Source organism: Pseudomonas sp. NCIMB 10586, from assembly GCF_023127895.1.
Lineage (GTDB): Bacteria > Pseudomonadota > Gammaproteobacteria > Pseudomonadales > Pseudomonadaceae > Aquipseudomonas > Aquipseudomonas synxantha_A.
Window position 1 is genome coordinate 1 of record NZ_SPKQ01000029.1, and the last position, 25,338, is coordinate 25,338.

Consider the following 25,338-nt stretch of genomic DNA (forward strand, 5'->3'; position numbering starts at 1 on the left):
AAAAGAATGTCCGAAATCACTGGACCAGTTCAGCTTGCTCCCGATAGCGGTGTCTCAGGCAAGAGTTTGTTGACTGACACAGTGCTATCGGGAGCAAGCCCCCTCCCACATGAATGCATATCGCCCGCCCTTAACGGCCGTTTCTTGCAACTTGCATGACTTTAGTAAGTTCAATTTAATTAACTTATTGAAATACAAGGAATTTAAATTATTTGCCGACTGGCATGGTGCCTGCACTGTCCCTTTTGAGACTTGTAACACTATTTTTCATGCCTGGAGCAAAACAACAATGATCACATCCTCATCCGCGCTGCAAGAGTCAAGCACGCTCTCCGGGGTTTCCTGGGGGGCGATCTTCGCCGGGGCCGCTGCGGCGGCTGCGCTGTCACTGATTCTGGTGCTGCTGGGCTTCGGCCTGGGCTTTTCGGCGGTGTCGCCGTGGGCCGATAGCGGTATCAGTGCCAAGGGCCTTGGCATTTCCACGATTGTCTGGCTGGCCTTTACCCAGATCGTCGCTTCGGGCCTGGGTGGCTACATCGCCGGCCGCTTGCGGGTGAAGTGGGCCAACATGCATGGCGATGAAGTGTACTTTCGCGATACCGCCCATGGTTTCCTGGCGTGGGCCGTGGCCACATTGATCACGGCAATGCTGGTGGTCGGTTCGGTCAGCAGTGTCGTCAGTGGTGGTGTGAAAGCCGGTGCCAGCGTTGCGTCGGGCGCCGCCAGTGGCTTGACCCAAGCAGCCGGCAGCGCAGCCAAAGGTGCCGACAGCGGCGACTTCGGCTACTACGTCGACAGCCTGTTCCGCGATGACCGCCCAGCCGCGGTCAGCGACGATGCGGCCCATGCCGTGGTCGGCCGTATCTTCGCCCGGACCCTGAGCAATGACGGTCAACTGGCCGCCGAAGACCGTGCCTACCTGGCCCAGTTGATCACCCAGCGTACCAACCTCAGCCAGGCGGATGCCGAAGCGCGTATCGATAAAGTGTACGGCGATGCCCGTAAAGCCATCGAAGACGCCAAGCTCAAAGCCAAGCAGGCCGCCGAGACCGCCGCGAAAGTGGCTGCCTATACCTCGCTGTGGACCTTCGTGGCGCTGTTGATCGGTGCATTCTTCGCCAGCTTCGCTGCCACCTTCGGCGGTCGCCGCCGGGATGCCGTGGTGTACGTCGAAACCGAAAACTACGTTCGTTAATTCAAGGCCCATTCATTTAAGGAAAGCATCATGCGCTCATTACTGCTGTGGTTCCTCGGCGTGCCGATTCCGGTGATCATTCTGATCGCGATCTTCATGCACTAAACCCGGGCCTGGCTCGGTAAAGGGTGGGAAGGGCTTTGCTCCTTCCCACTTTTCGTTTTGCGCAACGTCAGCCAACTGATGACCAGCAAGGTGCTGGCCAGCGATGTCATGATTACCAACGGTTGTGCAGTACCATCCGATAGCAGCCCGGTGGCCCAACTGCTCGCAGCCGTCACAAACATCTGAATAAAAAAGAACAACCCCGACGCCGTACCGGCAATCGCGCCGTAGGGCTGCAACACCGACAACTGGCAGGCGGGCATCGTCAGCCCCACCGACACCATGATCACCACCATCGGCAACACAATCGCCAGCCAATCCTGCGCCAGCAGTGTCGTGGCCGTCGCAAGCAGTACGCTGCCCAGCACATTCAGGCCGATGGCGAAGCTGATCAAGCGGTCTGCCTCGAACCGCGCTACCAGGCGGCGGAACAGGTTGGCGCCGAACATATAGCCACTGATCGTTGCGGCAAATACCAGGGCGTAGGCGCTCGGCGATAAATCAAAGCCGCGTTGCAGCAACGCCGAAGACTCGCTGATAAACGGAAAATAGGTGCTGTACACGCAGCCGATCGCCAAGGCATAACGCAGGAAATAGCGGTCGCGCAGCAGTTGGCCGTAGATGCTCAGCAAGTGGGTGGGTGGCGCGGCGGCCACTTGTGGCGGACGGGTTTCCGGCAGGCGGCGCTGGACCACCAGGCACAACAGGCTGCCAATCACCGCCAGCAAAACAAACAAACCCCGCCAACCCAAGAGGGGCAACAGCACGCTGCCAAGCACCGGCGCGGCCATGGGCGAGACCGCCATTGCCATGGAGATCAACCCCAGCAAGCGCGCCTGCTCCTGTGGGGCAAAATAGTCGCGCACGATCACCCGGCCTATTACCGTGGTGCAACACCCGCCAAGGGCCTGGAACAGCCGCGCAATGATCAATACCCTCAGGCTGTCGGCCAGTGCGCAGGTGAGGGTTGCCAGTACATACATCGTCAACCCGGCCAGCAACACCGGACGCCGGCCGAAGCGGTCGGTAAGCGGGCCGCTGACCAGCAAGGAAATCGCCGATCCGAGGGTGTAGAGCGTCAGTACCAGCTGCAGTTGGCTATCGGAGGTCTGGAAGTAGTCGGCCATAGCGGGCAGGGCGGGCAAGTGCAGGTCCAGGGTGAGGCGCGGCAAGCCCACCAGGACCGTCAGCAGCGTTAGCCAGAACCAGGGAGCGAGAATGCGTTGCGTCATGGGCGGTTACTTCGCGAGGGGTAGAGCCCGGACTCTAGCGGCGTTGTGGTTTAATCCGCAGAACCACTTGTGCATGGAAGGATTGGACCACTATGAGCCGAGGAAAAGCCGCCTCCAACCTTGACTTGCCGCGCCCGGACAACTTGGGCGAGGGTAAACAGCAGGGCGCCTATGAGGCTTTGCGGGGGGCGATCCTGACTCGGCAGTTGCCGGCCGACAGCCGTTTGCCATCGACCCGCAGCCTGGCCGAGCGCTGGCAGGTTTCGCGCGGCACCCTTGAGGTCGTGTTCGACCGCTTGCACAGCGAAGGCTATGTGCAGCGCGTGGCGGGCTCTGGCACGCGGGTGCGCGCGGTGATTCCCGAGCAATTCATTGCGGCCCCGGCGTCAAAACAAATGCTGCGCCGCCCGGTTGACCCCGACCCACCCCACGCCGGGGTACAGAGCCATGTGCCCTTTGTCGCACGGCGCCCGGATGCCGGCCTGTTCGACCTGAAAGCCTGGGCGCGTTGCGTCGCCCGTGGGTTGTTGGCCGCAGGCCCTGGTGTACTGGAGGCCGCGCATCCTGGTGGGCTGCCGGCCCTGCGTGAGCACATTGCGGATTACTTGCGCAGTTATCGCGGCATGCACTGCGAGGCGGATGAAGTGATTGTCACCACGGGTATTCGTCATGGCCTTGACCTGATCGCCCGCACGCTGCTCCAACCGGGTGACCTGGCCTGCGTCGAGGACCCCGGCTACACCCCGGCGCGGCGTCTGTTCAAGCTGGCCGGCGCACAGGTGCAGTCGATCCCGGTCACCGCCGAAGGGCTCGATACCGCTCAGTTGCCTGCCCACGCACGACTGGTGTATGTCACCCCCGCGCACCAGGCCCCGCTGGGCGTGACCCTGTCGGTGTCGCACCGTCTGGCGCTGCTGGACTGGGCAAGTCGAGCCGATGCCTGGGTGGTCGAAGACGACTACGACAGCGAGTACAACTACAACAGCGCACCTTTGGCCGCGCTCAAGTCCCTGGATGCGAACGACCGCGTGCTCTACTGCGGCAGCTTTAACAAGAACCTGTTTCCAGGGTTGCGAGTCGGTTTCATGGTGGTGCCCAAAACCCTGCGTCCGTCACTGCTGCGCACCTTGCAACTGACCGGGCATTCGGTGGGCGCCAGCGATCAGTCGGGCCTGGTGGACTTTCTTGGCAGCGGTGCGTTTGTGCGGCATTTGCGCGCTTCGCGTCAGGCCTATCAGGCGCGGCGTGATGCCCTGCTCGCCTGCCTCCCGCCGGACGTCACGGTCACTGGCGAGCAGGCCGGGCTGCATTTTGTGCTGTGGTTACCGGCAGGGGTGCCAGAGGCGGATTTCTGCGCCCGTGCCGCCGACGCCGGGCTGAGTTTGCAGCCACTGGGCAAGTTTTGTGTCGATGTAACGTTGCCGCCCGCCGTGATTGTCGGCTACACCGCATTGACCCTCGCGCAGATCCGCTTCCACGGCCGGGCTCTGGCGCAATTGCTGTAGGAGCGCGTCAGTCGTCGAACCCGACCTGCTCATGAATTTCATCCACCTTCAATTCCAACCGATAGGCCACCGCAATAAACAACGCCTGGCACAGGCACAAGGTGGCGCTCAGCGAGCGAAAGGCAAACGATGAGCCTTCATTGACCAACAGCACCGCATTCGCGCGCTTGGCCAGCGGCGACAGGTTGCTGTCGGTGATGATCAAGGTCTTGGCCTGGTGATGCTGGGCAATGCGCAGGCAGTGCTGGGTCTCTTTGCCGTAGGGCGTAAAACTGATGGCAATCACCAGGTCATTGGCGCGCACGCTGCGCATCTGCTCGCGATAACTGCCGCCTAGCCCCGAGATCAGGTGGATGCGCTTGTTGGTGTGCTGCAGGTTGTAGACCAGGTAGTCGGCCACGGCAAAGGAACGGCGCACACCGACCACGTAGATGTTGTCGGCATTGACCACCAGGTCCACGGCTTTCTCGAAGGCCGCATCGTCCAGTTCCAGGCCCAGGCGTTCGATGCCGGACAGGGTGGCGTTGACACACTCACGCGCCAGGTCGCCGCCGCTGGCTTTCTGCGACTTGTTGGCGATCATGCTGCGGATGCGCTGCTGGTAGTTCTGCACCGGTGTGGTCTTGTGGGTATAGGCCTCGCGAAACAGCGCCTGCATTTCACTGAAACCGCTGAAGCCGAAACGCTGGGAAAACCGCACGATGGCCGAGGGGTGCACTTCGCATTCACGGGCGATGTCACTGATGCGATCGACCATGATCCGGTCGCTCTGCTGGCTCATGTAACTGGCGATGCGCTTGAGCTGGCGCGGCAGGCTTTCGTATTCGTCGGTGATCAGCTGCAACAGGCGTTCGGCATTGATCGGAGGGCTGGCGACAGTTGCTTCCAGGGTGGTCTCGGGATCGGTGCGGGACATGGGCAATCCTTCTGGCGTGTTCGTCTGATGCGCTGATGGGTGGCGCAAGTCTACAGGGTAGGCGCAAAAAAATACCTCGGCATCACGGCCCGCGTGGCCTGCTGAAACGATGCACGGGCGCTGGCGTGCCGCTATGCTGACGTATTGGAAAATATATTCCACTAAAAATAATTATGGAATAAATATTGATTGCCGCCGTCGGACGTTCTAGTCTGCTCCCACCAAGAGCGTTTGCCGCCACTACGGCGGCACAACGCAGGCTGATAAAAATAACAGGAGCCAGCATGGGCCAGACTCGTTTTGCCAGTGGGCGTCAATTGGATCTGATTTGCCTGGGGCGCCTGGGCGTCGACCTCTACGCGCAGCAAGTGGGTGCGCGGCTTGAGGATGTGTCCAGCTTTGCCAAATACCTCGGCGGTTCCTCCGCCAACATCGCCTTCGGCACTGCCCGGCTGGGGCTCAAGTCGGCGATGCTGAGCCGGGTGGGCGACGACCATATGGGCCGTTTTCTGATCGAATCCCTGGCCCGCGAAGGTTGCGATGTCAGCGGCATCAAGGTCGACCCCGAACGCCTCACCGCCCTGGTGCTGCTGGGTCTCAAAGACCGTGAAACCTTTCCCCTGGTGTTCTACCGCGAAAACTGCGCCGACATGGCCCTGCGCGCCGAAGACATCAGCGAAGCCTTTGTTGCATCGAGCAAGGCGCTGCTGATCACCGGCACGCATTTCTCCACCGACGGTGTGTACAAGGCCAGCATTCAGGCGCTGGATTACGCAGCCAAACACAACGTCAAACGGGTGCTGGATATCGACTACCGCCCTGTGCTGTGGGGCTTGGCGGGCAAGGCCGATGGCGAAACCCGTTTTGTTGCCGACCAGAATGTCAGCCAGCATGTGCAGAAAATCCTGGCGCGTTTCGACCTGATCGTCGGCACTGAAGAAGAATTCCTCATCGCCGGTGGCAGTGAAGACCTGCTCACCGCCCTGCGCACGGTGCGCGAACTGACGCCCGCCACCCTGGTGGTCAAGCTCGGCCCGCAAGGCTGCACGGTGATCCACGGCGAGATCCCTGCGCGGTTGGAGGACGGGGCTATCTATCCCGGTGTGCGCGTTGAAGTGCTTAATGTGCTGGGTGCTGGCGATGCCTTCATGTCAGGCTTTCTCAGTGGCTGGCTCAACGACGCCAGCGACGAGCGTTGCAGCCAGTTGGCCAATGCCTGTGGCGGCCTGGTGGTCTCGCGGCACGCCTGTGCGCCGGCCATGCCCACGCCCGCCGAACTCGATTACCTGTTCAACAGCCCGGTGCCGATCACCCGTCCCGATCAGGATGCGACCCTGCAGCGCCTGCACCGCGTCACGGTGCCGCGCAAGGCTTGGAAGCAACTGTTCGTGTTTGCCTTCGACCACCGCTGGCAGCTGGTGGACCTGGCGCAAAAAGGCGGCCAGGACTTGACGCGAATCAGCGCCATCAAGCAGCTGTTTATCCAGGCCATCGAACGTGTGGAGACCAAGCTCGCCGAGCAGGGCATCGAGGCCGACGTGGGCCTGCTTGCCGATCAGCGTTTTGGCCAGGATGCCCTCAATGCCGCCAGCGGCCGAGGCTGGTGGATTGCCCGCCCGGTCGAAGTGCAGAACTCACGGCCTCTGGCGTTCGAACACGGTCGCTCGGTGGGCAGCAACCTGATTGCCTGGCCCCAGGAACAGATCATCAAATGCCTGGTGCAATTTCACCCCGATGACGAACCTATGCTGCGCCTGGAACAGGAGGCGCAGCTCAAGGCGGTGTATGAGGCGTCCATCGTCAGCGGCCATGAACTGCTGCTGGAAGTCATCCCGCCCAAGGATCACCCCTCCACTTATCCCGACGTTTTGTATCGCAGCCTCAAGCGCCTGTACAACCTGGGCATCTACCCGGCCTGGTGGAAGATCGAAGCGCAGTCGGCCGCCGACTGGAAAAAGCTCGACGAACTGATCCAGGAGCGCGACCCATACTGCCGTGGCGTGGTGCTGCTTGGCCTGAACGCGTCGGCTGAATGTCTTGCCGACGGTTTTCAGCAAGCCCGCCTGAGCACCACCTGCCGCGGATTTGCCGTCGGCCGCACGATCTTCCAGGAGCCGAGCCGGGCGTGGATGGCGGGGGAGATCGATGATGAGACCTTGATCCAGCAGGTACAGGCTACCTTCGAACAACTCATCAACGCCTGGCGCAGTGCTCGAATTTAGTCACACATTCCAAATGTGCAATGCAATCCAATGTGGGAGGGAGCAAGCCCCCTCCCACATAAAGCAGATCTCAGTGATCTCTAGAGAAAACAATAAAAGGTGCAGCCATGCCCGCAATCCGAATTGGCATCAACCCGATCTCCTGGAGCAACGACGACCTCCCGGCCCTTGGCGGTGAAACCCCGCTGAGCACGGCCCTGAGTGAAGGCAAGGACATCGGCTACGAAGGTTTTGAACTCAATGGCAAGTTTCCCAAGGATGCCAAGGGCGTCGGCGACGTGCTGCGTCCCTATGACCTGGCGCTGGTCTCGGGCTGGTACTCCAGCCGCCTGGCCCGTCGTTCGGTGGCCGAGGAGATCGAGGCCATTGCCGGCCATGTCGAACTGCTCAAACAAAACGGTGCCAACGTACTGGTGTACGGCGAAGTCGCCGATTCGATCCAGGGTTCACGCATTCGCCTGATAGAACGTCCGCGTTTTCATAGCGAACAGGCCTGGCAGGCGTACGCCGACAAGCTCACCGAGCTGGCGCGTTTCACCTTGTCTCAAGGCGTGCGCCTGGCCTACCACCACCATATGGGCGCCTACGTCGAGTCTCCCGAAGACATTGACCAGTTGATGAAACGCACGGGGCCGGAAGTCGGCCTGCTGTTCGATTCGGGCCACTGCTACATGGGCGGCGGCGAACCCATCGAGGTGTTGCGCAAGCACATCGACCGCGTTTGCCATGTGCATTTCAAGGACGTGCGCAAACCCGTGGTGCAATTGGCGCGCAATCAGATGTGGAGTTTTCCCGATTGCATCGTCAACGGCACTTTCACCGTGCCAGGGGACGGCGATATCGACTTTGCGTCGTTACTGGACGTGCTGCTGGCTGCGAACTACGCAGGCTGGCTGGTGGTGGAAGCCGAGCAGGACCCGGCCGTGGCGCCCAGTTATATCTACGCGAAAAAGGGCTATGACACCTTGCGTGCGCTTCTCAACGAGAGGGTTTGAGTGATGAGCTTGTTGGTCAAAAGCAGCAAACGCGGGCAAACCATGGTTGCCCTGGAGGCGGGGCGCCTGGAGTACGTAGGCTTCGCCGCTTACCGCTTGAGCCTGGGCGAAACCTTGCCGGTCAGCGCGGGCGATCAGGAGCTGTGCCTGGTGCTGCTCAGCGGTCGGGTGAATATCGAAGGCGAAGGCTTCAATTGGCAGAACCTGGGTGATCGCCAGTCGGTGTTCGAAGACAAATCACCGTTCGCCGCCTATTTGCCGCCGGGCATCGACGCCCAGGTCACGGCCCTGAGCGATGTACAGATTGCCGTGTGTGCGGCGCCGGGTGCGGCGGGTTTTGCCCCGCGCCTGATCCGCCCCGAGCAGTGCAAACGCAGTGTGCGCGGCAAAGGCGCCAACACCCGCTACGTCTGCGACATCCTGCCCGACAGCGAGCCGGCCCATTCGCTGCTGGTGGTGGAAGTGCGCACACCGTCGGGGCATTCCTCAAGTTACCCGCCGCACAAACACGATACCGATGACCTGCCGCACCAGAGCTTTCTGGAAGAAACCTACTACCACCAGGTCAATCCACCCCAGGGCTTTGTGTTCCAGCGCGTGTACACCGACGACCGCAGCATCGACCAGGCCATGGCCGTGGAAAACAGCGACCTGGTGGTGGTGCCCAAGGGGTATCACCCGGTCAGCGTGCCGTATGGCTACGAGTCTTATTACCTCAATGTCATGGCCGGCCCCAAGCGCGCCTGGCATTTCCATAACGACCCGCAGCACAGTTGGCTGCTGGACCTTTAAACGGTTTTGGACGGAGAACAACAACAATGAAGTCGCCGCTACGTTTTGCCCTTAACCGTATGGTCGCGCCTGACTTGCCCCTGGCGGATTTTATCCAGCTGGCCAAAGCCCTCCAGTGCGATGCCATCGAGATTCGCAACGACCTCAAAAACCGCGAAATCGAATACGGCATGTCCGCCGCCCGTGTGCGTGAGTTGTGCGCGGCGCAGGGCATCAAGGTGCTGTCGATCAACGCGCTGTACCCTTTTGATGTGTGGAACGACGAACGCCGCGCTCAGGCAATCGAACTGGCCACCTACGCCCGTGAGTGCGGGGCCCAGGGCCTGGTGATGTGCCCGTTCAATCAGCCTGGCGATACGCGTAACGACGCGCAGCGCGCCGCTGGTTTGCGCACCGCGTTGAGCGAACTGGCATTGATCCTGCGTGAGTACGGGATTCTCGGTTTCATCGAACCCCTGGGCTTCGCAGTATCCGCCCTGCGCCGCAAGCGCGTGGCAGTGGATGCAATCAAGGCCATCGGTGGCCTGGATGTGTTTCGTGTGGTGCATGACACCTTTCACCATCATTTGGCCGGCGAGCATGAGTTCTTCCCGGAGCTGACCGGGCTGGTGCATATCTCCGGGGTGGAAGACCGCGAGGCGCCGCTTGACTCAATCCGCGACGGCCACCGCGTGCTGGTCGGCGAGGACGATATTCTCGGGAATGCGGCGCAGATCGACACCTTGCTGAGCACCGGCTACAGCGGCTATCTGTCGTTCGAGCCGTTTGCCGAAAGCGTGCATGGATTGGCGGATATCCGGCAGGCATTGGGGGCAAGCATCGCCCACCTGCAAAAACGATAAGGGGCGCGACATGAGCACCACACGATTGACCATGGCCCAGGCCCTGGTGAAGTTTCTGGATAACCAATACATCGAAGTCGACGGCGTACAGAGCAAGTTCGTTGCCGGGGTGTTCACTATTTTCGGGCATGGCAATGTGTTGGGCCTTGGCCAGGCGCTTGAGCAGGACAGCGGCGACCTGGTGGTGCACCAGGGCCGCAACGAACAAGGCATGGCCCATGCCGCCATCGGGTTTGCCAAGCAGCACCTGCGCCGCAAGATCTATGCGTGCACGGCCTCGGTCGGCCCTGGCGCTGCGAATATGCTCACTGCCGCAGCCACCGCCACGGCCAACCGCATACCGCTGCTGCTGTTGCCCGGCGATGTCTACGCCAGCCGCCAGCCCGACCCGGTGCTGCAGCAGATTGAGCAGTTCCACGACCTGAGCATCAGCACCAACGACGCGTTCCGCGCCGTGAGCAAATACTGGGACCGCATCAACCGCCCCGAACAGTTGATGACGGCGGCGATCCACGCCATGCGCGTGCTCACCGACCCTGCCGAAACCGGCGCGGTGACATTGGCGTTGCCCCAGGATGTGCAGGCCGAGGCCTGGGACTATCCCGACTACTTCCTGCAAAAGCGCGTGCACCGTATCGACCGGCGCCCGGCCACCGCCGCGATGATCGGCGATGCGCTGGCGGCGTTTCGCGGCAAGCGCAAACCGCTGATCATTTGTGGCGGCGGGGTGAGGTACTCCGGCGCCAATGCGGCGCTGCAAGCCTTTGCCGAGCGCTTTGAGATTCCCTTTGCCGAAACCCAGGCCGGTAAAAGCGCGGTGGTCTCCAGCCATGCACTGAACGTCGGCGGCATCGGCGAAACCGGCTGCCTGGCGGCGAACCTGCTGGCCCCCGAGGCGGACCTGATCATCGGCATCGGCACGCGGTATACCGACTTCACGACCTCGTCGAAATCGCTGTTCAAGCACCCCGAGGTGACTTTTCTCAACCTCAATGTCAGCGCCTGCGACGCGTTGAAGCTGGACGGTGTGCAAGTGGTGGCGGATGCCAGAGTCGCGCTTGAAGCGCTGGCCGATGCCCTCGGCGATTACCGTTCCGGCTGGGGCGAGCAGATCGCTGACGCCAAGGCGCAACTGAATGCCGAAGTGGATCGCGTGTACCAGGTGCAATACTCAGACGATGATTTCGTGCCGGAAGTTGACGACCTTCTGGACCGCGCCGTACTGCGCGAGTTTATCGAGCTGACCGGCTCCTGCCTGACCCAAAGCCGCGTACTGGGCGTGCTCAACCAGGCGCTGGCCGACGATGCGATCATCGTCGCCGCCGCCGGCAGCCTGCCCGGGGACTTGCAGCGCGCCTGGCGCAGCAAGGGCGTCAATACCTATCACGTCGAATACGGCTATTCGTGCATGGGCTACGAGATCAATGCCGCCTTGGGCGTGAAGCTCGCCGAGCCGACCAAAGAGGTCTACGCCCTGGTCGGTGACGGCTCCTACATGATGCTGCACTCGGAGCTGGCCACTTCGATCCAGGAACGGCGCAAGATCAACGTGGTGCTGCTCGACAACATGGCCTTCGGTTGCATCAACAATCTGCAGATCGGCAATGGCATGGACAGCTTCGGCACCGAATTTCGCTTCCGCAACCCCGAGAGCGGCAAGCTCGACGGCGGCCTGGTGCCGGTGGATTTCGCCATGAGTGCGGCGGCCTATGGTTGCAAGACCTACAAGGTCAGTACGGTAGAGCAGTTGGAAGCGGCCCTGGCCGATGCGCGCACACAAACCGTCTCGACGCTGATCGATATCAAGGTGCTGCCCAAGACCATGGTCCACGGCTACCTGTCGTGGTGGCGGGTAGGTGTGGCGCAGGTGTCCACCAGTGAACGCACGAATGCAGCGGCAAAAAAACTCAATGAGCACCTGGCCAAGGCCCGGCAGTACTAACAACAAGAGGAGTGTTTACATGTCTTTGAAGCTTGGAGTGATTGGTACGGGCGCCATTGGCCGGGACCATATCCGTCGTTGCAGCCAGACCTTGCTCAACAGCCAGGTGGTGGCGGTCACTGATATCAACCTTGCGCAGGCCGCGCAGGTGGTGGCGGACTTGAAGCTGGACGCCGAGGTGTACCCGGACGGCCATGCGCTGATCAACTCGCCAGAGGTCGAAGCCATCCTTGTGACGTCGTGGGGCCCGAGCCACGAAGAGTTCGTGCTGGCCGCCATCGCCGCCGGCAAACCGGTGTTCTGTGAAAAGCCCCTGGCGGTCACCGCCGAAGGTTGTCGCAAGATCGTCGAGGCCGAAGTGGCCCATGGCAAGCGCCTGGTGCAAGTGGGTTTCATGCGCCCCTACGACGAAGGCTATCGCGCCTTGAAAGCCGTGATCGACAGCGGCCAGATCGGCGAGCCGTTGATGCTGCATTGCGCGCACCGTAACCCGACGGTGGGCGAGAATTACAACACCGACATGGCGATCACCGACACCCTGATCCACGAACTGGATGTGCTGCGTTGGCTGCTCAATGACGACTATGTGTCCGTGCAGGTGGTCTTCCCGCGCAAGACCAGCAAGGCCCTGGCCCACCTGCGCGACCCGCAGATCGTGCTGCTGGAAACCGCCAAGGGCACGCGTATCGATGTGGAGGTGTTTGTCAATTGCCAATACGGCTACGACATCCAGTGTGAAGTGGTAGGGGAGACCGGTATCGCCAAACTGCCGGAGCCCTCTCAAGTGCAACTGCGCAGTGGCGCGAAGCTGTCCAATGCGATCCTGATGGATTGGAAGGATCGCTTTATCGGTGCCTATGACGTGGAGTTGCAGGCGTTTATCGACAGCGTGCGGGCCGGGCAGGTCGGTGGCCCGTCAGCCTGGGATGGGTTTGCGGCGGCGGTGGCAGCGGATGCGTGTATTCAAGCCCAGGGCAGCGAGCAGATTGTGCCGGTGAGCTTGCCGGATCGCCCACACTTCTACGGCTGATCCCAATCTCACAGGTGGAACCTGGTCAATGTGGGAGGGGGCAAGCCCCCTCCCACATTTGAACAGTGTTTGCACTTCAAAGCAGGAGTGAATCATGCGAATTGGACTAGTCGGCTATGGCCACGGAGGGCGCTTCTTTCATGCGCCGCTGATTGCGACGTTGCCTGGTGCGACGTTTGTGGGCGTTGTCACACGCTCGCCGGAGCGTCGCCAGCAATTAAGTACCGATCTACCAGGCGTGAAGGCCTTCGACTCCATCGGCCAGATCGTCGAAGCCGGCGTCGAGGCCCTGGTGATTTCCACCACCCTCAAAGGTCGCCCGGCGTTGGTACTGGAAGCCATCGAACACGGCGTGGCGGTGGTCAGCGACAAACCCTTTGCCGCCAACGCCGAACAAGCCCAAGCCCTGATCACTGCCGCCGAGCGCCAGGGCTCGCTGCTCAGCGTCTACCAGAATCGGCGCTGGGATTCGGATTACCTGACTCTGCGCAAACTCATCGATGCCGGTGCCCTGGGCACCATCACCCGCTTTGAATCTCGTGTAGAACGCTACAGCCCACAAGCCGTGGGCAATGCCAGCGGCGGCGGGTGGCTGCGTGACCTGGGCAGCCACTTGGTCGATCAGGCGCTGCAACTGTTCGGCCCGGTGGACCGAGTGTTCGCCCAACTGCACTACACCCCTGAACACCCCAGCGTGGATCACGGCTTTTTTGTTTCCCTGAGCCACGCCAACGGCGTGATTTCACACCTGTGGGGCAACGCCTTGCAGAACAGCCAGGCGCCGCGCTTTCGTGTCAGTGGCACCTTGGGTTGCTACACCGTCGAAGGGTTGGATGGCCAGGAAGAAGCGCTGATCGCCGGTAAATCGCCGAAGACCGAAGGCGAGCACTGGGGCGCGGAGGAGCATCGACGCTGGGGCTGGTTCGAACAAGGCTCGGAGCGTGAGCGGGTGCCGTCGGAAAAGGGCTGCTGGACACAGTTCTATCGCCAGTTGCAGTTGGCCGTGCAAGGGCAGGGACCGCTGCCGGTGAGCGCCTATGACGCGCTGGAAACCACCCGTATATTGGACGCCGCACGCCTGAGCGCCGAGCGCCAGCAAGTGGTTTCGACAAAAATAGAATTAAATTCTAAAACAGGTTGATATGGAAATTATTTTCTAATACAGTCGTTTCCAGGTTGCATAAAGTACGTCCCGGACCCAGCGGGCGACTCAACAAAAACAAGATCAAAAACAACCAGGTACCGTCAGATGAAAATCTTCAACGCTGTACTTCGAGTTTTACGCCCCGCCCAAGCGCCACGCGGACTGCCCCGCGCCCGGCCGTTCTACTTCTCCTTCCTTAACGTGCTGTGCGTCGAAAACCAGGGCGCGCTGGTGTGCTGCATTCCAGGGGCGCCAGTGGTGCGACTGACAGCCGAGTCCTGATAAACGCAACGTCGAAAAAAACCAACAAGAAAGTGGAGACAGACCGTTCATGAAGACCCCGATCCGTTTTACCGCGCTGGCCCTGTCCATGCTGCTGGCCAGTGGCGTTGCCGGCGCCGCCGATCTGAAGGTGGGCGTCACGATGTCTGCGTTCGATGACACCTTCCTCACCTACCTGCGCGAAGACATGGATAAGCAAGCCAAGTCCTACCCCAAGGGCGATGGCGTGCAATTGCAGTTTGAAGACGCGCGGGCCGATGTGGTCAAGCAATTGAGCCAGGTCGAGAACTTTATCAGCCAGAAAGTCGACGCCATTATCGTCAACCCGGTCGATACCGCTTCGACCAAGAACATCATTGCGGCTGCGACCAAGGCGGGCATTCCGCTGGTGTTCGTCAACCGCCGCCCGGACCAGAAAGACTTGCCCAAGGACGTGGTGGCAGTGACCTCCGATGACGTCGAGGCCGGGCGCCTGCAAATGCAATACATCGCCGAAAAACTCGGCGGCAAGGGCAAGATCGTGATCCTGCTGGGTGACCTGGCGAACAACTCCACCACCAACCGCACCAAGGGTGTCAAGGAAGTGCTGGCCAAGTACCCGGACATCAAGATCGAGCAGGAGCAGACCGGCGCCTGGCTGCGTGACCGGGGCATGACCCTGGTCAACGACTGGTTGACCCAGGGGCGTGATTTCAATGCGGTGCTGGCCAACAACGATGAGATGGCGATCGGGGCGTCCATGGCCCTGCGATCGGCCGGCAAGGAAAAAGGCAGCGTGCTGATTGCCGGTGTTGACGGTACGCCGGATGGCTTGAACGCGATCACCAAGGGTGACATGGCCGCCTCGGCGTTCCAGGACGCCAAGGGCCAGGCGGTGGGTTCCGTGGAAGCGGCGCGCAAGATGGCCAAAAAAGAGCCGGTGGAGCAGAACGTGGTGATCCCGTTCCAGTTGATCACCCCGGACAACGTCAAAGACTTCAAGTAGCCCTGACACAACAACAATAAGCCGGCAGGGCGGTCACGGCCGCCCTGCAGATGGAGTGCCTCCCTATGCTTGCTCAAGCCGCTGCCTCGCAGCCCCCGGGCATCCAGCCGTTGCCGCTGGACGAACCCTACCTGCTGGAAATTCTCAACATCAGCAAAGGCTTTCCCGGTGTTGTCGCCCTGGACGATGTGCAACTGCGGGTGCGCCCCGGCACGGTGCTGGCATTGATGGGCGAGAACGGCGCGGGTAAATCGACGCTGATGAAGATCATCGCCGGCATCTACCAGCCCGACGCCGGGGAAATCCGCCTGCGTGGCAAGCCTATTACCTTCGAAACGCCGCTGGCGGCGCAAAAGGCCGGGATCGCCATGATCCATCAGGAGCTCAACCTGATGCCCCATATGAGCATCGCCGAGAACATCTGGATCGGCCGCGAGCAGCTCAACAGCCTGCACATGGTCAACCACCGCGAAATGCATCGCTGCACCGCCGAGTTGCTGGCGCGCCTGCGCATCAACCTCGACCCTGAAGAGCAGGTGGGCAACCTGAGCATCGCCGAACGGCAGATGGTCGAGATTGCCAAGGCGGTCTCGTACGACTCCGACATCCTGATCATGGATGAACCCACCTCGGCCATTACCGACAAGGAAGTGGCCCACCTGTTTTCGATCATTGCCGACCTCAAGGCCCAGGGCAAAGGCATCGTTTACATCACGCACAAAATGAACGAAGTGTTCGCCATCGCCGATGAAGTGGCGGTGTTCCGCGACGGCCAGTACATAGGCCTGCAACGTGCCGACAGCATGAACAGCGACAGCCTGATCTCGATGATGGTGGGGCGTGAGCTGAGCCAGTTGTTCCCGGTGCGCGAGACGCCGATAGGTGAGTTGCTGCTGTCGGTGCGCGACCTGAGCCTGGACGGCGTGTTCAAGGACGTCTCGTTCGACCTGCACGCCGGGGAGATTCTCGGTATCGCCGGCCTGATGGGCTCTGGGCGTACCAATGTGGCGGAAACCATTTTTGGCATTACCCCAAGCACCGGTGGGCAAATCACCCTGGACGGCAAGGCGGTGCGCATTACCGACCCGCACATGGCCATCGAGAAAGGCTTTGCGCTATTGACCGAAGATCGCAAGCTCAGCGGCCTGTTCCCGTGCCTGTCGGTGCTGGAAAACATGGAGATGGCGGTGTTGCCGCACTATTCGGGCAGCGGCTTTATCCAGCAGAAGGCCCTGCGCGGCCTGTGCGAAGAGATGTGCAAGAAGCTGCGAGTAAAAACTCCGTCCCTGGAGCAATGCATCGACACCTTGTCGGGCGGTAACCAGCAAAAGGCACTGCTGGCACGCTGGCTGATGACCAACCCAAGGCTGCTGATCCTGGATGAACCGACCCGCGGTATCGATGTGGGCGCCAAGGCCGAGATCTATCGCTTGATCGCCTTTCTTGCCAGCGAAGGCATGGCGGTGATCATGATTTCCTCGGAACTGCCCGAAGTGCTTGGCATGAGCGACCGGGTGATGGTGATGCACGAAGGCGAACTGATGGGCACCTTGGATCGTGCCGAGGCCACCCAGGAAAAAGTCATGCAGTTGGCCTCCGGCATGTCTGCGGTCCACTGATCTACAGAATAAGAAGGTGATGGGCTATGAACGCAATAACAGACAACAAGCCGGCGACGGCACCGGTGAAGAATCGTCGACGCATGCCCACCGAGCTGAGCATCTTTTTGGTGCTGATCGGTATCGGCCTGGTGTTTGAACTGTTCGGCTGGATCGTGCGCGACCAGAGCTTCTTGATGAACTCCCAGCGCCTGGTGCTGATGATTCTGCAAGTCTCGATCATTGGCCTGCTGGCCATCGGCGTGACCCAGGTGATCATCACCACGGGGATCGACTTGTCGTCAGGCTCGGTGCTGGCCTTGTCGGCGATGATCGCTGCCAGCCTGGCGCAGACCTCGGATTTTTCCCGGGCGGTGTTTCCGTCCCTGACCGACTTGCCGGTGTGGATCCCGGTGGCGATGGGCCTGGGCGTGGGGCTGCTGGCAGGGGCGATCAATGGCAGCATTATCGCGGTGACCGGCATCCCGCCGTTTATCGCGACCCTGGGCATGATGGTCTCGGCCCGTGGCCTGGCGCGTTACTACACCGAAGGCCAGCCGGTGAGCATGCTCTCGGATTCCTACACGGCCATCGGCCATGGTGCCATGCCGGTGATCATCTTCCTGGTGGTGGCGGTGATCTTCCATATTGCTCTGCGTTATACCAAGTACGGCAAGTACACCTACGCCATCGGCGGCAATATGCAGGCGGCGCGCACCTCGGGCATCAACGTCAAGCGCCACTTGATCATCGTCTATAGCATCGCCGGGCTGCTGGCGGGCCTGGCCGGCGTGGTGGCCTCGGCCCGTGCCGCGACAGGGCAGGCGGGCATGGGCATGTCCTACGAGCTGGATGCGATTGCCGCTGCGGTGATCGGCGGCACCAGCCTGGCGGGCGGGGTGGGGCGCATCACCGGCACCGTGATCGGCGCGCTGATCCTCGGCGTGATGGCCAGCGGGTTTACCTTCGTGGGGGTGGATGCGTATATCCAGGACATCATCAAGGGCCTGATCATCGTGGTGGCAGTGGTGATCGACCAGTACCGCAACAAGCGCAAGCTCAAGCGCTGAGTGAATCCAAGGGCCGACTCAGATCAAATGTGGGAGGGGGCAAGCCCCCTCCCACATTTAGCCCGGGATCAGCCACTTTCAACCGTTTGTCTTCTATATAGCTCCACAAACTTGAATTTCTTGCTATAAACGCACTCCGATGACCGTTCGCCAAGCCCGTCCTGGTGCCTTTGGGGGTTAATTGGGAAAAAATGCCTGTCTTTTCAGTTGCTGCGCTCTCAAGTCGGCCTTAGACTGCCGCCCCTCGTAAATTGAGTGCCGGGTGGCGCTTGAAATGGACGGCGCCCTTCCGAGACCTGCACAGGCCTTGCGGAACGCTCCCTTATTCGCCTTAATGCACGTATTTTTTATAGAGAAATCAATGACAAAGGAAAAGTTGCTGGCCATGCCGGCGGATGACTACATGAATGCCGAACAGCACGCTTTTTTCGAGAAGTTGCTGCAAGACATGAAGGTGGAACACCACGAGCGCATTGAACAGAACCGCATCGCCATTGAAAGCCTGGACACCCCGGCGGACCCGGCTGACGCGGCTTCCGTCGAAGAAGAGCGCACCTGGCTGGTAAATGCCATCGACCGCGACCAGCGTATGCTGCCGCAACTTGAGCGCGCCCTGGAGCGCATCAAGGAAGATTCTTTTGGCTGGTGTGATGACAGCGGCGAGCCGATCGGCCTCAAGCGCCTGCTGATCAGCCCGACCACCAAGTACTGCATCGAAGCCCAAGAGCGCCACGAGCAGATCGACAAGCATCAGCGTCAAGCCTGATGTGCTGAATAGGGGCCTGCCAGTGAGCTGGCTGCCCCGTCTGCAACAACCTCCCGAGATCATCCGGCCCGCGTCTGGCGCGATGGATTGTTGCTGTTTATGCAATGAAGCTATTCCCAGGATAGCTTTTTCCAACTGGAATAAAACCGTAGCATGGCCAACATTGTTAGGCAGCTAACTAATGCTACGGAGAACTTCCATGCAAAACAAAGTCGATGTGGCCGTGATGATCGGCAGCGGTGTACCTGAGACCCTGCGTGCCTTGGGTCAGAAAGCCTGCTGGGTAGTGTTGCTCAATGGTGAACAGCGCGGCACCGCTTTTGCCAGTCGCGATGAGGCGCAGGAGTGTCAGGCTGCCTGGCAAGCGCTGTTGCGCATGGAACAGTCAGACAGCCTGCATTGAGACCGTGCTAGTGAGGTTGATGCAGGCGCTGATTCAACTCATCCACCGGGATGGCCCACTCAGCGTCTTCACGCAGTTCTTCCTTAAGAAACTGCGCCTGTTGGGGCGTCCAGAACGGCGCATCGATCAACTTCACGTCTTCGGGCAACGGATGCGCGACGATGAAGGCATCAATGGCCTCAGGGGTTGAGTCCAGGCCCAGTTGTTCAAACAGGGTTTCGAGCGTGGGGATTGGCGCGTCCATTGGGTACTCCATACAAAGTGAGGATCGTTGTGTATGGGAGGCTTGAGGCGCGTTAGAGTTCTATCGAGGTGTCAGGAATTGAGAGCACCCGAATCCACGGCGGTTTTCAGGGCTTTTGCGGCTTCTTTTGCTGCAAAGGCAGCGGCGTCTACAGTCTTGAACCAACGGTCTTTTTCTACCTGGTGCGCGGTCACAGTGGTCAGCGGTGGTTTGGCCCGCATGATAATGACTGCTTGAAACTCTCCGTCTACTTCCCTGGCATCGCCGTGGATAAAAAATTCGCCAATATCAAATTCCGTCACGTATAGCCTTCCCTTCAAGGTAACTGCACTGATGAAACCTGACCCGCACGGGGCAAACTTCAATGGACGGGCCAGTATGGCAGTTGTTGAGGGGCGCAGGCGCAGTAAAGTCACCCAGGTGACGAAACGAGTCCCCCGCAAAGGGCATGCAGCCTGGCTTCAAGCATTTTGGCCAATTCACAGGCTTTATTGTGGTCGCTGCGAAACCCCTTGATCCTGCCACTGGGCACTTCAAGAATGTGGAAAAAGTTCTTTCCGGCCGGTACCACTTGGTAAATAACCGAATGGGAGTACCCATCAAGGTTATGCAAGCAGTAGTATTGGCGTTCGTCTGGACATGATGAACGAGTGTGGAAGGACGTAGCATTGTGTTGACGTCGTTGCATGCTCAGCTCCTGTCGATCGATCTTGTTAGCCTGTGTTTGGCGTTTCGGGTGGTTTTGACCCGGCTTGCTGTTTTAGTATTGTCGTCGGTAGTTCGCAACTGGTTCCATGCCCGTGTATTTTTTGTTTCGGGTGTCGGAAAGTGCACTTTTGACTGGGTTATTCTCTGAAGTTGGTCGACTCGTATTCTCGGGTCGTTGAACCTGTGATTTGCTGTGCCACCGGCTGACCTTGCTTTAGGTCCACCGCGGCTGGGTGTACGAGTCCTGCGGGTTATCTTCAGGTTTTTGACGAATGTGTGATCGTGCCGTAACGGCCGTTTTTTTGTGCTGCCCGCTTCGGCGGCCAGCGCTTTCTTGATGTGGGGGCGTTTCCTTGGCAGTCAGTAATCTGGATATGCACGCGTTATTCGTGCTGGGTGATTTGCGCGCAAAGTTGGTCAAACAGTTTCAATCCCGGTTTGTCTACGTCACTGAACAGACGCCGGAAGGCATCTACATCGCCGAGATCGATACCGAAGCGGCACTGGTCGTGGATGACAAGCCACGCCTGGAACTCAAGGTGGGCGACCATTTCCGTGCGGCTGTTTTACCCAGCCGCGAAGGTGGAAAGTTCGAACTCAAGTTTCGCGATATCAAGTTGACCGTTTACGGCCTCGGCGACTACGCCTTTGTATCGTCGAACGAAGGCCAGGGCATTGTGTTCAAGGAAGGCCATAGCGTGATGCTGGTATTTGCCGCCCATGAACAATTGCAGGAAGGGTTGACCAAAACTCTCAAGGCCGTGACGGGCAAGGCCGCCAAGTGGCGCAAGGGTGAACTGGTGACGTTCAAGGCCAGCGAATAACCGATAAATACGCTGTGCACCTTTGTCTTTCGGAACCTCTACTACAGTTGAGTTGACTTAACTATTCAGAGGCTTCGCGCATTAGCGGCAAAGCCGTTTGCCATGACTGCGAGAACGCGAGGTGCAAAGGCATGAGAGGATTGAAGTCACTGCTGGCCGCGTCACTGACGGCCCTGAGTCTGTCACTGCCGGTATCGGCTGCACAGGCACCGGTGCATTTTGCCGACCTCAACTGGGAAAGCGGCAGCCTGATCACCGAAGTGCTGCGCTTTATCGTCGAAAAGGGTTATGACTTGCCCACCGACACCTTGCCTGGCACCACCATCACCCTGGAAACCGCCCTGGCCAAGAACGACATCCAGGTGATCGGCGAAGAGTGGGCGGGCCGCAGCCCTGTTTGGGTCAAGGCTGAAGCCGAAGGCAAAGTGGTAGGGCTTGGAGACACGGTCAAAGGCGCCACTGAAGGCTGGTGGGTGCCGGAATATGTGGTCAAGGGCGACCCGTCCAGAAACCTCAAGGCCCTGGCGCCGGACCTGAAAAGCGTACAGGACCTGGCGCGCTACAAGGATGTATTCAAAGACCCGGAATCCCCGGGCAAAGGGCGCTTTCTCAACAGCCCCATCGGCTGGACGTCCGAAGTGGTCAACAAACAGAAGCTCAAGGCCTATGGCCTGGACGACACTTACGTGAATTTCCGCAGCGGCTCGGGCGCAGCGCTGGATGCCGAGATTGCCTCGTCGATCCGCCGGGGCAAGCCGGTGCTGTTCTATTACTGGTCACCCACCCCGTTGATGGGGCGCTATAAATTGATCCAGCTGGAAGAACCGCCGTTTGATGCCGATGCATGGAAGACCCTGACCGACGCGGACAACACGGACCCCAAGCCTACGCGCTCGCTGGCATCCAAATTGAGCATTGGCGTATCGACGCCGTTCCAGCAGCAATATCCGCAGATCACCCAGTTCTTTGAAAAAGTCGAGTTCCCCATCGAGCCGCTTAACAAGGCGTTGGCGAAGATGAGCGAAAACCACACCGCGCCACGGGACGTGGCCCAGGCGTTCCTCAAGGAGCACCCTGAGGTGTGGAAGGCGTGGTTGACGCCCGATGTAGCCCAGAAGGTTGAGGCGAGTCTCAAGTAACCGATAGTCTTAATGTGGGAGGGGGCTTGCTCCCGATAGCGGTGTATCAGCTTGCATATGCATTGACTGAACCACCACTATCGGGAGCAAGCCCCCTCCCACAGTTGACTGCATTTCAGGCTCAGAACTTGGTTTGCACCGCTACCTCAAACGTTCTCGGCGAACCCAGGTAATACGCCGGCGACACATGCGCAAACTCGGCATACACCTCATTGGTCAAGTTACGCACCCGCCCGGTCACCGAGGTACGGGCGTCGAGCTTGTAGCGCAGGAACGTACCGAACAGCGTGTAAGCCGGCACTGTCTGGGTGTTGGCATAATCGGCATACACCTGGTCGACATAGCGCGCATCCACCCCCCCTTGCCAGTCCTCGGAAAAGTCGTAGGTCAACCACAGGTTGCCCACGCGCTTGGGCACATTGGTCGGCGTATTGCCTTTGCGCGATACCACGGCGCCGCTGGCAACTTTGTCATTGAATTCATCGTACTCGGCATCCACCCAGGCGAAGTTGCCTTCGGCCAGCAGCCTTGGCGTGATGCGCAGTGAGCTGGCCAGTTCGATACCCTTGGACGTCTGCGCGCCCACCGGGATGCTGTTGGTGGGGTCCTGCGGGTCGGTGACGGCAAAGTCTTCGCGTTCGATCTTGTAGACGGCGACCGTTGCCGAGCCGCGACCGTCCAGGTAATCGAACTTGCTGCCGATCTCCCACTGCTTGCCGGTGGACACGTCGAACACCTGGGTGGTGGTATTGGGCTGTTCCACGGCGGTGCTGTATTGCACGTAGACATTGGCTGACGGGATGAATTGATAGGTCAGGCCTACACGTCCCGTCACGGGCTCCCAACTGCGCTTGAAGTGCCGTGGGGTGGTGGTCGCGCGGTGGTTGGTTACGTCCATGTCAATGGCGTCATAACGCAGGCCGGTCAGCAGCGAGAGCTTATCCGTCAGCCCCAGGCGGTTTTCCACGAACAGCGCCTTGGTGGTCACCTGGTTAGTCGTGGCTTTGGCAAAACCCGGCTTGATGCCGGGGATGTCATAGAAGTGCCCCGGGTTGTAGTTGTTCGGGTCAACCGTACTGTTACCCGGCTTGATTAGTGGATGGCCGGTGGTGCTGTTGACCTTGTACTCAAAGCCGCCGGACCAGGTTGTGGAGAGGCCGAAAAGGTTGTTGTCATGGCGCAGTTCAAACTGGTTGCCGTTCTGTTCGCCCTGATGCCGCACCTGATAGGCCGTGGAGCGGTTAACGGCGCTGTTGTCGGCGTTGTACTGGTAGGTCTCCAGGTTGCGGTAATCGCGCTGGCTGTCGAGGTGGTAGAGGGTATTTTTCAGCGTGGTGCTGTCGTTGATCCGATAGTCGATGATCGAGCGCGCCCAGATCGTACGCTGCTCATAACGTCCGTCGGCGACGTTGTAGTTGTTGAAGCGGTTGTGCTTGTCGATCTTCAGTTCGCCGGCCTTGGGATTGAGCACCGGTGTGCCCCAATACGGGCTGTCCTCATGCTCATCCTGATATTCCAGGGCCAGGGTGTGGGACAGGTTGGGCGTGAGGTCGCTGAGCAGGGAAAACGCCACGCTCCAGGCATCCCGTTGAGCGCGGTCGATGTGGCTGTGGTTGGTGTTGCGGCTCACATCCAGTCGCGCGTAATGCTGCACGTCGGCGCCGGGCTCGGTCAGCGCGTGATTAAGGCCGAAGGCCATGCCGGCGGTGTCGTAGCTGCCATAGGTCAGTTGGCCTTCTGCGGCCTGTTCTTCACGGGTCGCCAACTTGCTCACGTAATTGAGCGAGCCGCCCACGGAGCCGGCGCCGTTGATCAGGGAGGAGGGGCCGCCGATCAGTTCCACACGGTCGTAGATCCACGCATCCACCGGCCGCGACAGGCCCGTGGCGACATTGATGCCGTTGAACATCTGGGTAATCTGGCTGCTGGTAAACCCGCGGTACGAGATAAACCCACCAAACCCGGGCGGCGCGCTGGCGTTGACGCCGGGCAGGGTATTGGCCGCCTCGCGAAAGGTCCTGGCGCCATGGCGCTCGATATCGTTGCGGTTGGCGATGGCCACCGACGCCGGGGTTTCCCGCAGGCTCAGGCCCAGGCGCGAGGCCATGCCGCTGGATTGATCCAGGGCCAGGCCGGGTTCAACGCTTTGCCCGCCTTCAATGGTGGTCGGCGCCAGCTCAAGGGCTAAGGCGCAAACAGGCAGGCAGCCGAACAGGCCCGCCAACAGGGGTAAATGTTTCATGGTTGAATCCTGAAAACTTGGCTTGAAAACAACGCACAGCCACCCGTCCTTCCTCACGGAAACGGTCGGCAATGCAGATCAGAAAGCGCAGGGATCAGGCGAAGGCAGGTGGCGCGCGCGGGTTAGCCGTGGGCCAGGTGAAACGGGCAGGGATGTCAGCGGCAAGCACGACCGCCGCTGGCGGCGCGTGGGGTTGTGGCAAGACTGCCACGTTCAGGTGGCTGTTGAGCGCGGGGCCCATACCGCCGGTCGAACACAACGGGCAACCGAACGCCTTTGACAGCGTTGGCAGGCTCTCATCCGTGGAATTGCTTGGCAGGGGCGCCTGGGTACGCGGGTCCACCGTACAGAACTGGCCGCTGATGCCGTTGAGCTGCATCCCCACCATCTGCCCATGGCCAATGCTGCAGGCGAACACATTGAACAGGACGCAGCAGTAGAGCATCCAGGCAATGAGCGAGCGGTCGGCACGGGCGAGTTTCATGGGGCGGCACTTTACCATCAGCGGCCGACGAAATGCCTGCAAAAAATCTCAGGGCGACTATCCTGATTCCCACATTTTTCGGGAGCGTCCGCCATGAGTTTTGTCATTGCGCGATGGATTGTCGGGGTTTTTACCTTTATCAGCATGGTGCATCTTTACTGGGCGGCTGGTGGCAAATTCGGCAGCCTGGCGGCGATTCCGCAACTGCCTGGCGAATTTGCCAGCGGGCCGCGACCGGCGTTCAAGCCGTCGGCGCTGGGCACCTTTCTGGTCGCGATGGGGCTGGTAGCGATTGCCTTGCTGGTTTGCCTGCGCGCCGGGCTGTATTTCTCGCCGGTGTCCCATGGTGCGTTGCAGTGGGGCATCAGTGCGATTGCGGTGCTGATGTTTGCCCGGGCGATTGGCGATTCGGAGCTGGTAGGTTTTTTCAAGAAGGTCGGCAACTCTCGGTTTGCACGCCTGGATACGTACCTGTACTCGCCGTTGTGCCTGGTGTTGGGTGCCGGGTTGTTGGTGGTGGCCTGGACCTGATGGTCTCGGCGCCATACCTGTGGCTAGGGAGCTTGCTCTCGTGACGGTCGGACAGCCTGCACATATCTACCTGACAAATCGAGATCCAAATGTGGGAGGGGGCTTGCTCCCGATGGCGGCCTCGGGGCCGACCAGGATGCTG

24 protein-coding genes are annotated in these 25,338 nt (G+C 60.2%); 18 read left to right on the plus strand and 6 right to left on the minus strand.

Going from position 1 to position 25,338, the window contains the following annotated elements; translation table 11 throughout:
- Positions 1 to 289 precede the first annotated feature (289 nt).
- On the plus strand, positions 290 to 1,195 hold the full coding sequence (locus tag E4P01_RS12305) for a hypothetical protein (protein WP_005787714.1): 906 nt from the start codon (positions 290 to 292) through the stop codon (positions 1,193 to 1,195).
- Between the two features lie 101 nt (positions 1,196 to 1,296).
- On the opposite strand, the gene E4P01_RS12310 is transcribed toward E4P01_RS12305, so the two are convergent.
- Positions 1,297 to 2,532, minus strand: a complete 1,236-nt coding sequence (locus tag E4P01_RS12310) for a multidrug effflux MFS transporter (protein ID WP_216091239.1) — start codon at positions 2,530 to 2,532, stop codon at positions 1,297 to 1,299.
- 92 nt (positions 2,533 to 2,624) lie between these two features.
- Here E4P01_RS12310 and E4P01_RS12315 point away from each other — a divergent pair, with 92 nt between their 5' ends.
- Positions 2,625 to 4,037: a PLP-dependent aminotransferase family protein gene (locus tag E4P01_RS12315; protein ID WP_078821131.1), complete on the plus strand. Its 1,413-nt coding sequence runs from the start codon at positions 2,625 to 2,627 to the stop codon at positions 4,035 to 4,037.
- Between the two features lie 7 nt (positions 4,038 to 4,044).
- Here E4P01_RS12315 and E4P01_RS12320 read toward each other — a convergent pair whose 3' ends face one another.
- A complete protein-coding gene (locus tag E4P01_RS12320; RefSeq protein ID WP_032876193.1) occupies positions 4,045 to 4,953 on the minus strand; it encodes a MurR/RpiR family transcriptional regulator in 909 nt (302 codons plus the stop codon).
- Positions 4,954 to 5,237: 284 nt separating this feature from the next.
- Here E4P01_RS12320 and iolC point away from each other — a divergent pair, with 284 nt between their 5' ends.
- The 13 genes from iolC to E4P01_RS12385 all read left to right on the plus strand — a co-directional run bounded on the left by iolC (position 5,238) and on the right by E4P01_RS12385 (position 19,024).
- Positions 5,238 to 7,175 carry a 5-dehydro-2-deoxygluconokinase gene (iolC, locus tag E4P01_RS12325; protein ID WP_216091240.1) on the plus strand — a complete coding sequence of 646 codons (1,938 nt, stop codon included), beginning with the start codon at positions 5,238 to 5,240 and terminating at the stop codon, positions 7,173 to 7,175.
- Positions 7,176 to 7,282: 107 nt separating this feature from the next.
- The gene (iolE, locus tag E4P01_RS12330) at positions 7,283 to 8,170 is read left to right on the plus strand and encodes a myo-inosose-2 dehydratase (protein ID WP_148853672.1); all 888 of its coding nucleotides are present in this window, start codon (positions 7,283 to 7,285) and stop codon (positions 8,168 to 8,170) included.
- A 3-nt stretch (positions 8,171 to 8,173) separates the two neighbouring features.
- Positions 8,174 to 8,962: a 5-deoxy-glucuronate isomerase gene (gene iolB, locus E4P01_RS12335; RefSeq protein ID WP_078821134.1), complete on the plus strand. Its 789-nt coding sequence runs from the start codon at positions 8,174 to 8,176 to the stop codon at positions 8,960 to 8,962.
- 26 nt (positions 8,963 to 8,988) lie between these two features.
- A complete protein-coding gene (locus E4P01_RS12340; protein ID WP_005787730.1) occupies positions 8,989 to 9,804 on the plus strand; it encodes a TIM barrel protein in 816 nt (271 codons plus the stop codon).
- A gap of 10 nt (positions 9,805 to 9,814) precedes the next feature.
- Entirely contained in the window at positions 9,815 to 11,746 is a 1,932-nt protein-coding gene (gene iolD / locus E4P01_RS12345) for a 3D-(3,5/4)-trihydroxycyclohexane-1,2-dione acylhydrolase (decyclizing) (protein WP_216091241.1), read from the plus strand.
- A 19-nt stretch (positions 11,747 to 11,765) separates the two neighbouring features.
- On the plus strand, positions 11,766 to 12,776 hold the full coding sequence (locus E4P01_RS12350) for a Gfo/Idh/MocA family oxidoreductase (protein ID WP_216091242.1): 1,011 nt from the start codon (positions 11,766 to 11,768) through the stop codon (positions 12,774 to 12,776).
- A 94-nt stretch (positions 12,777 to 12,870) separates the two neighbouring features.
- Positions 12,871 to 13,917 (plus strand): Gfo/Idh/MocA family oxidoreductase, encoded by a 1,047-nt coding sequence (locus tag E4P01_RS12355; RefSeq protein ID WP_216091243.1) that lies wholly within the window; start codon positions 12,871 to 12,873, stop codon positions 13,915 to 13,917.
- 108 nt (positions 13,918 to 14,025) lie between these two features.
- Positions 14,026 to 14,202: a hypothetical protein gene (locus E4P01_RS12360; RefSeq protein WP_005787736.1), complete on the plus strand. Its 177-nt coding sequence runs from the start codon at positions 14,026 to 14,028 to the stop codon at positions 14,200 to 14,202.
- 49 nt (positions 14,203 to 14,251) lie between these two features.
- Positions 14,252 to 15,187, plus strand: coding sequence for a sugar ABC transporter substrate-binding protein (locus E4P01_RS12365; RefSeq protein ID WP_032876172.1), 936 nt, complete (start codon positions 14,252 to 14,254; stop codon positions 15,185 to 15,187).
- A 65-nt stretch (positions 15,188 to 15,252) separates the two neighbouring features.
- Positions 15,253 to 16,806 (plus strand): sugar ABC transporter ATP-binding protein, encoded by a 1,554-nt coding sequence (locus tag E4P01_RS12370; RefSeq protein WP_032876169.1) that lies wholly within the window; start codon positions 15,253 to 15,255, stop codon positions 16,804 to 16,806.
- A 26-nt stretch (positions 16,807 to 16,832) separates the two neighbouring features.
- A complete protein-coding gene (locus tag E4P01_RS12375; protein ID WP_003191668.1) occupies positions 16,833 to 17,855 on the plus strand; it encodes an ABC transporter permease in 1,023 nt (340 codons plus the stop codon).
- A gap of 361 nt (positions 17,856 to 18,216) precedes the next feature.
- Positions 18,217 to 18,621 carry a TraR/DksA C4-type zinc finger protein gene (locus E4P01_RS12380; protein ID WP_003191666.1) on the plus strand — a complete coding sequence of 135 codons (405 nt, stop codon included), beginning with the start codon at positions 18,217 to 18,219 and terminating at the stop codon, positions 18,619 to 18,621.
- Between the two features lie 199 nt (positions 18,622 to 18,820).
- On the plus strand, positions 18,821 to 19,024 hold the full coding sequence (locus tag E4P01_RS12385) for a hypothetical protein (protein ID WP_005787746.1): 204 nt from the start codon (positions 18,821 to 18,823) through the stop codon (positions 19,022 to 19,024).
- 7 nt (positions 19,025 to 19,031) lie between these two features.
- Here the strand turns inward: E4P01_RS12385 and E4P01_RS12390 are convergent, their stop codons facing one another.
- Together E4P01_RS12390 and E4P01_RS12395 are read right to left on the minus strand one after the other, a co-directional pair.
- A complete protein-coding gene (locus E4P01_RS12390) occupies positions 19,032 to 19,268 on the minus strand; it encodes a DUF2789 domain-containing protein (RefSeq protein ID WP_078821140.1) in 237 nt (78 codons plus the stop codon).
- A 71-nt stretch (positions 19,269 to 19,339) separates the two neighbouring features.
- Positions 19,340 to 19,570, minus strand: coding sequence for a hypothetical protein (locus E4P01_RS12395; protein ID WP_005787750.1), 231 nt, complete (start codon positions 19,568 to 19,570; stop codon positions 19,340 to 19,342).
- 780 nt (positions 19,571 to 20,350) lie between these two features.
- On the opposite strand from E4P01_RS12395, the gene E4P01_RS12400 reads away from it, so the two are divergent.
- Both E4P01_RS12400 and E4P01_RS12405 read left to right on the plus strand, forming a co-directional pair.
- Entirely contained in the window at positions 20,351 to 20,800 is a 450-nt protein-coding gene (locus E4P01_RS12400; protein WP_177327419.1) for a hypothetical protein, read from the plus strand.
- A gap of 131 nt (positions 20,801 to 20,931) precedes the next feature.
- Positions 20,932 to 21,939 (plus strand): ABC transporter substrate-binding protein, encoded by a 1,008-nt coding sequence (locus E4P01_RS12405; RefSeq protein WP_078821143.1) that lies wholly within the window; start codon positions 20,932 to 20,934, stop codon positions 21,937 to 21,939.
- Between the two features lie 121 nt (positions 21,940 to 22,060).
- Here the strand turns inward: E4P01_RS12405 and E4P01_RS12410 are convergent, their stop codons facing one another.
- Positions 22,061 to 24,181, minus strand: a complete 2,121-nt coding sequence (locus tag E4P01_RS12410; RefSeq protein ID WP_216091244.1) for a TonB-dependent receptor — start codon at positions 24,179 to 24,181, stop codon at positions 22,061 to 22,063.
- A 94-nt stretch (positions 24,182 to 24,275) separates the two neighbouring features.
- Entirely contained in the window at positions 24,276 to 24,665 is a 390-nt protein-coding gene (locus tag E4P01_RS12415) for a DUF2946 domain-containing protein (protein ID WP_078821145.1), read from the minus strand.
- Between the two features lie 93 nt (positions 24,666 to 24,758).
- Between E4P01_RS12415 and E4P01_RS12420 the strand changes: the two genes are divergently transcribed.
- Positions 24,759 to 25,196, plus strand: coding sequence for a DUF3995 domain-containing protein (locus tag E4P01_RS12420; RefSeq protein ID WP_005787763.1), 438 nt, complete (start codon positions 24,759 to 24,761; stop codon positions 25,194 to 25,196).
- Positions 25,197 to 25,338: the final 142 nt, after the last annotated feature.

What these genes read in the sequence shown, in the direction of transcription:
- E4P01_RS12305 (WP_005787714.1), top strand. Translation starts at nt 290, where the DNA reads ATGATCACATCCTCATCCGCGCTGCAAGAGTCAAGCACGCTCTCCGGG.
- E4P01_RS12310 (WP_216091239.1), bottom strand. Translation starts at nt 2,532, where the DNA reads ATGACGCAACGCATTCTCGCTCCCTGGTTCTGGCTAACGCTGCTGACG.
- E4P01_RS12315 (WP_078821131.1), top strand. Translation starts at nt 2,625, where the DNA reads ATGAGCCGAGGAAAAGCCGCCTCCAACCTTGACTTGCCGCGCCCGGAC.
- E4P01_RS12320 (WP_032876193.1), bottom strand. Translation starts at nt 4,953, where the DNA reads ATGTCCCGCACCGATCCCGAGACCACCCTGGAAGCAACTGTCGCCAGC.
- iolC (WP_216091240.1), top strand. Translation starts at nt 5,238, where the DNA reads ATGGGCCAGACTCGTTTTGCCAGTGGGCGTCAATTGGATCTGATTTGC.
- iolE (WP_148853672.1), top strand. Translation starts at nt 7,283, where the DNA reads ATGCCCGCAATCCGAATTGGCATCAACCCGATCTCCTGGAGCAACGAC.
- iolB (WP_078821134.1), top strand. Translation starts at nt 8,174, where the DNA reads ATGAGCTTGTTGGTCAAAAGCAGCAAACGCGGGCAAACCATGGTTGCC.
- E4P01_RS12340 (WP_005787730.1), top strand. Translation starts at nt 8,989, where the DNA reads ATGAAGTCGCCGCTACGTTTTGCCCTTAACCGTATGGTCGCGCCTGAC.
- iolD (WP_216091241.1), top strand. Translation starts at nt 9,815, where the DNA reads ATGAGCACCACACGATTGACCATGGCCCAGGCCCTGGTGAAGTTTCTG.
- E4P01_RS12350 (WP_216091242.1), top strand. Translation starts at nt 11,766, where the DNA reads ATGTCTTTGAAGCTTGGAGTGATTGGTACGGGCGCCATTGGCCGGGAC.
- E4P01_RS12355 (WP_216091243.1), top strand. Translation starts at nt 12,871, where the DNA reads ATGCGAATTGGACTAGTCGGCTATGGCCACGGAGGGCGCTTCTTTCAT.
- E4P01_RS12360 (WP_005787736.1), top strand. Translation starts at nt 14,026, where the DNA reads ATGAAAATCTTCAACGCTGTACTTCGAGTTTTACGCCCCGCCCAAGCG.
- E4P01_RS12365 (WP_032876172.1), top strand. Translation starts at nt 14,252, where the DNA reads ATGAAGACCCCGATCCGTTTTACCGCGCTGGCCCTGTCCATGCTGCTG.
- E4P01_RS12370 (WP_032876169.1), top strand. Translation starts at nt 15,253, where the DNA reads ATGCTTGCTCAAGCCGCTGCCTCGCAGCCCCCGGGCATCCAGCCGTTG.
- E4P01_RS12375 (WP_003191668.1), top strand. Translation starts at nt 16,833, where the DNA reads ATGAACGCAATAACAGACAACAAGCCGGCGACGGCACCGGTGAAGAAT.
- E4P01_RS12380 (WP_003191666.1), top strand. Translation starts at nt 18,217, where the DNA reads ATGACAAAGGAAAAGTTGCTGGCCATGCCGGCGGATGACTACATGAAT.
- E4P01_RS12385 (WP_005787746.1), top strand. Translation starts at nt 18,821, where the DNA reads ATGCAAAACAAAGTCGATGTGGCCGTGATGATCGGCAGCGGTGTACCT.
- E4P01_RS12390 (WP_078821140.1), bottom strand. Translation starts at nt 19,268, where the DNA reads ATGGACGCGCCAATCCCCACGCTCGAAACCCTGTTTGAACAACTGGGC.
- E4P01_RS12400 (WP_177327419.1), top strand. Translation starts at nt 20,351, where the DNA reads ATGCACGCGTTATTCGTGCTGGGTGATTTGCGCGCAAAGTTGGTCAAA.
- E4P01_RS12405 (WP_078821143.1), top strand. Translation starts at nt 20,932, where the DNA reads ATGAGAGGATTGAAGTCACTGCTGGCCGCGTCACTGACGGCCCTGAGT.
- E4P01_RS12410 (WP_216091244.1), bottom strand. Translation starts at nt 24,181, where the DNA reads ATGAAACATTTACCCCTGTTGGCGGGCCTGTTCGGCTGCCTGCCTGTT.
- E4P01_RS12415 (WP_078821145.1), bottom strand. Translation starts at nt 24,665, where the DNA reads ATGAAACTCGCCCGTGCCGACCGCTCGCTCATTGCCTGGATGCTCTAC.
- E4P01_RS12420 (WP_005787763.1), top strand. Translation starts at nt 24,759, where the DNA reads ATGAGTTTTGTCATTGCGCGATGGATTGTCGGGGTTTTTACCTTTATC.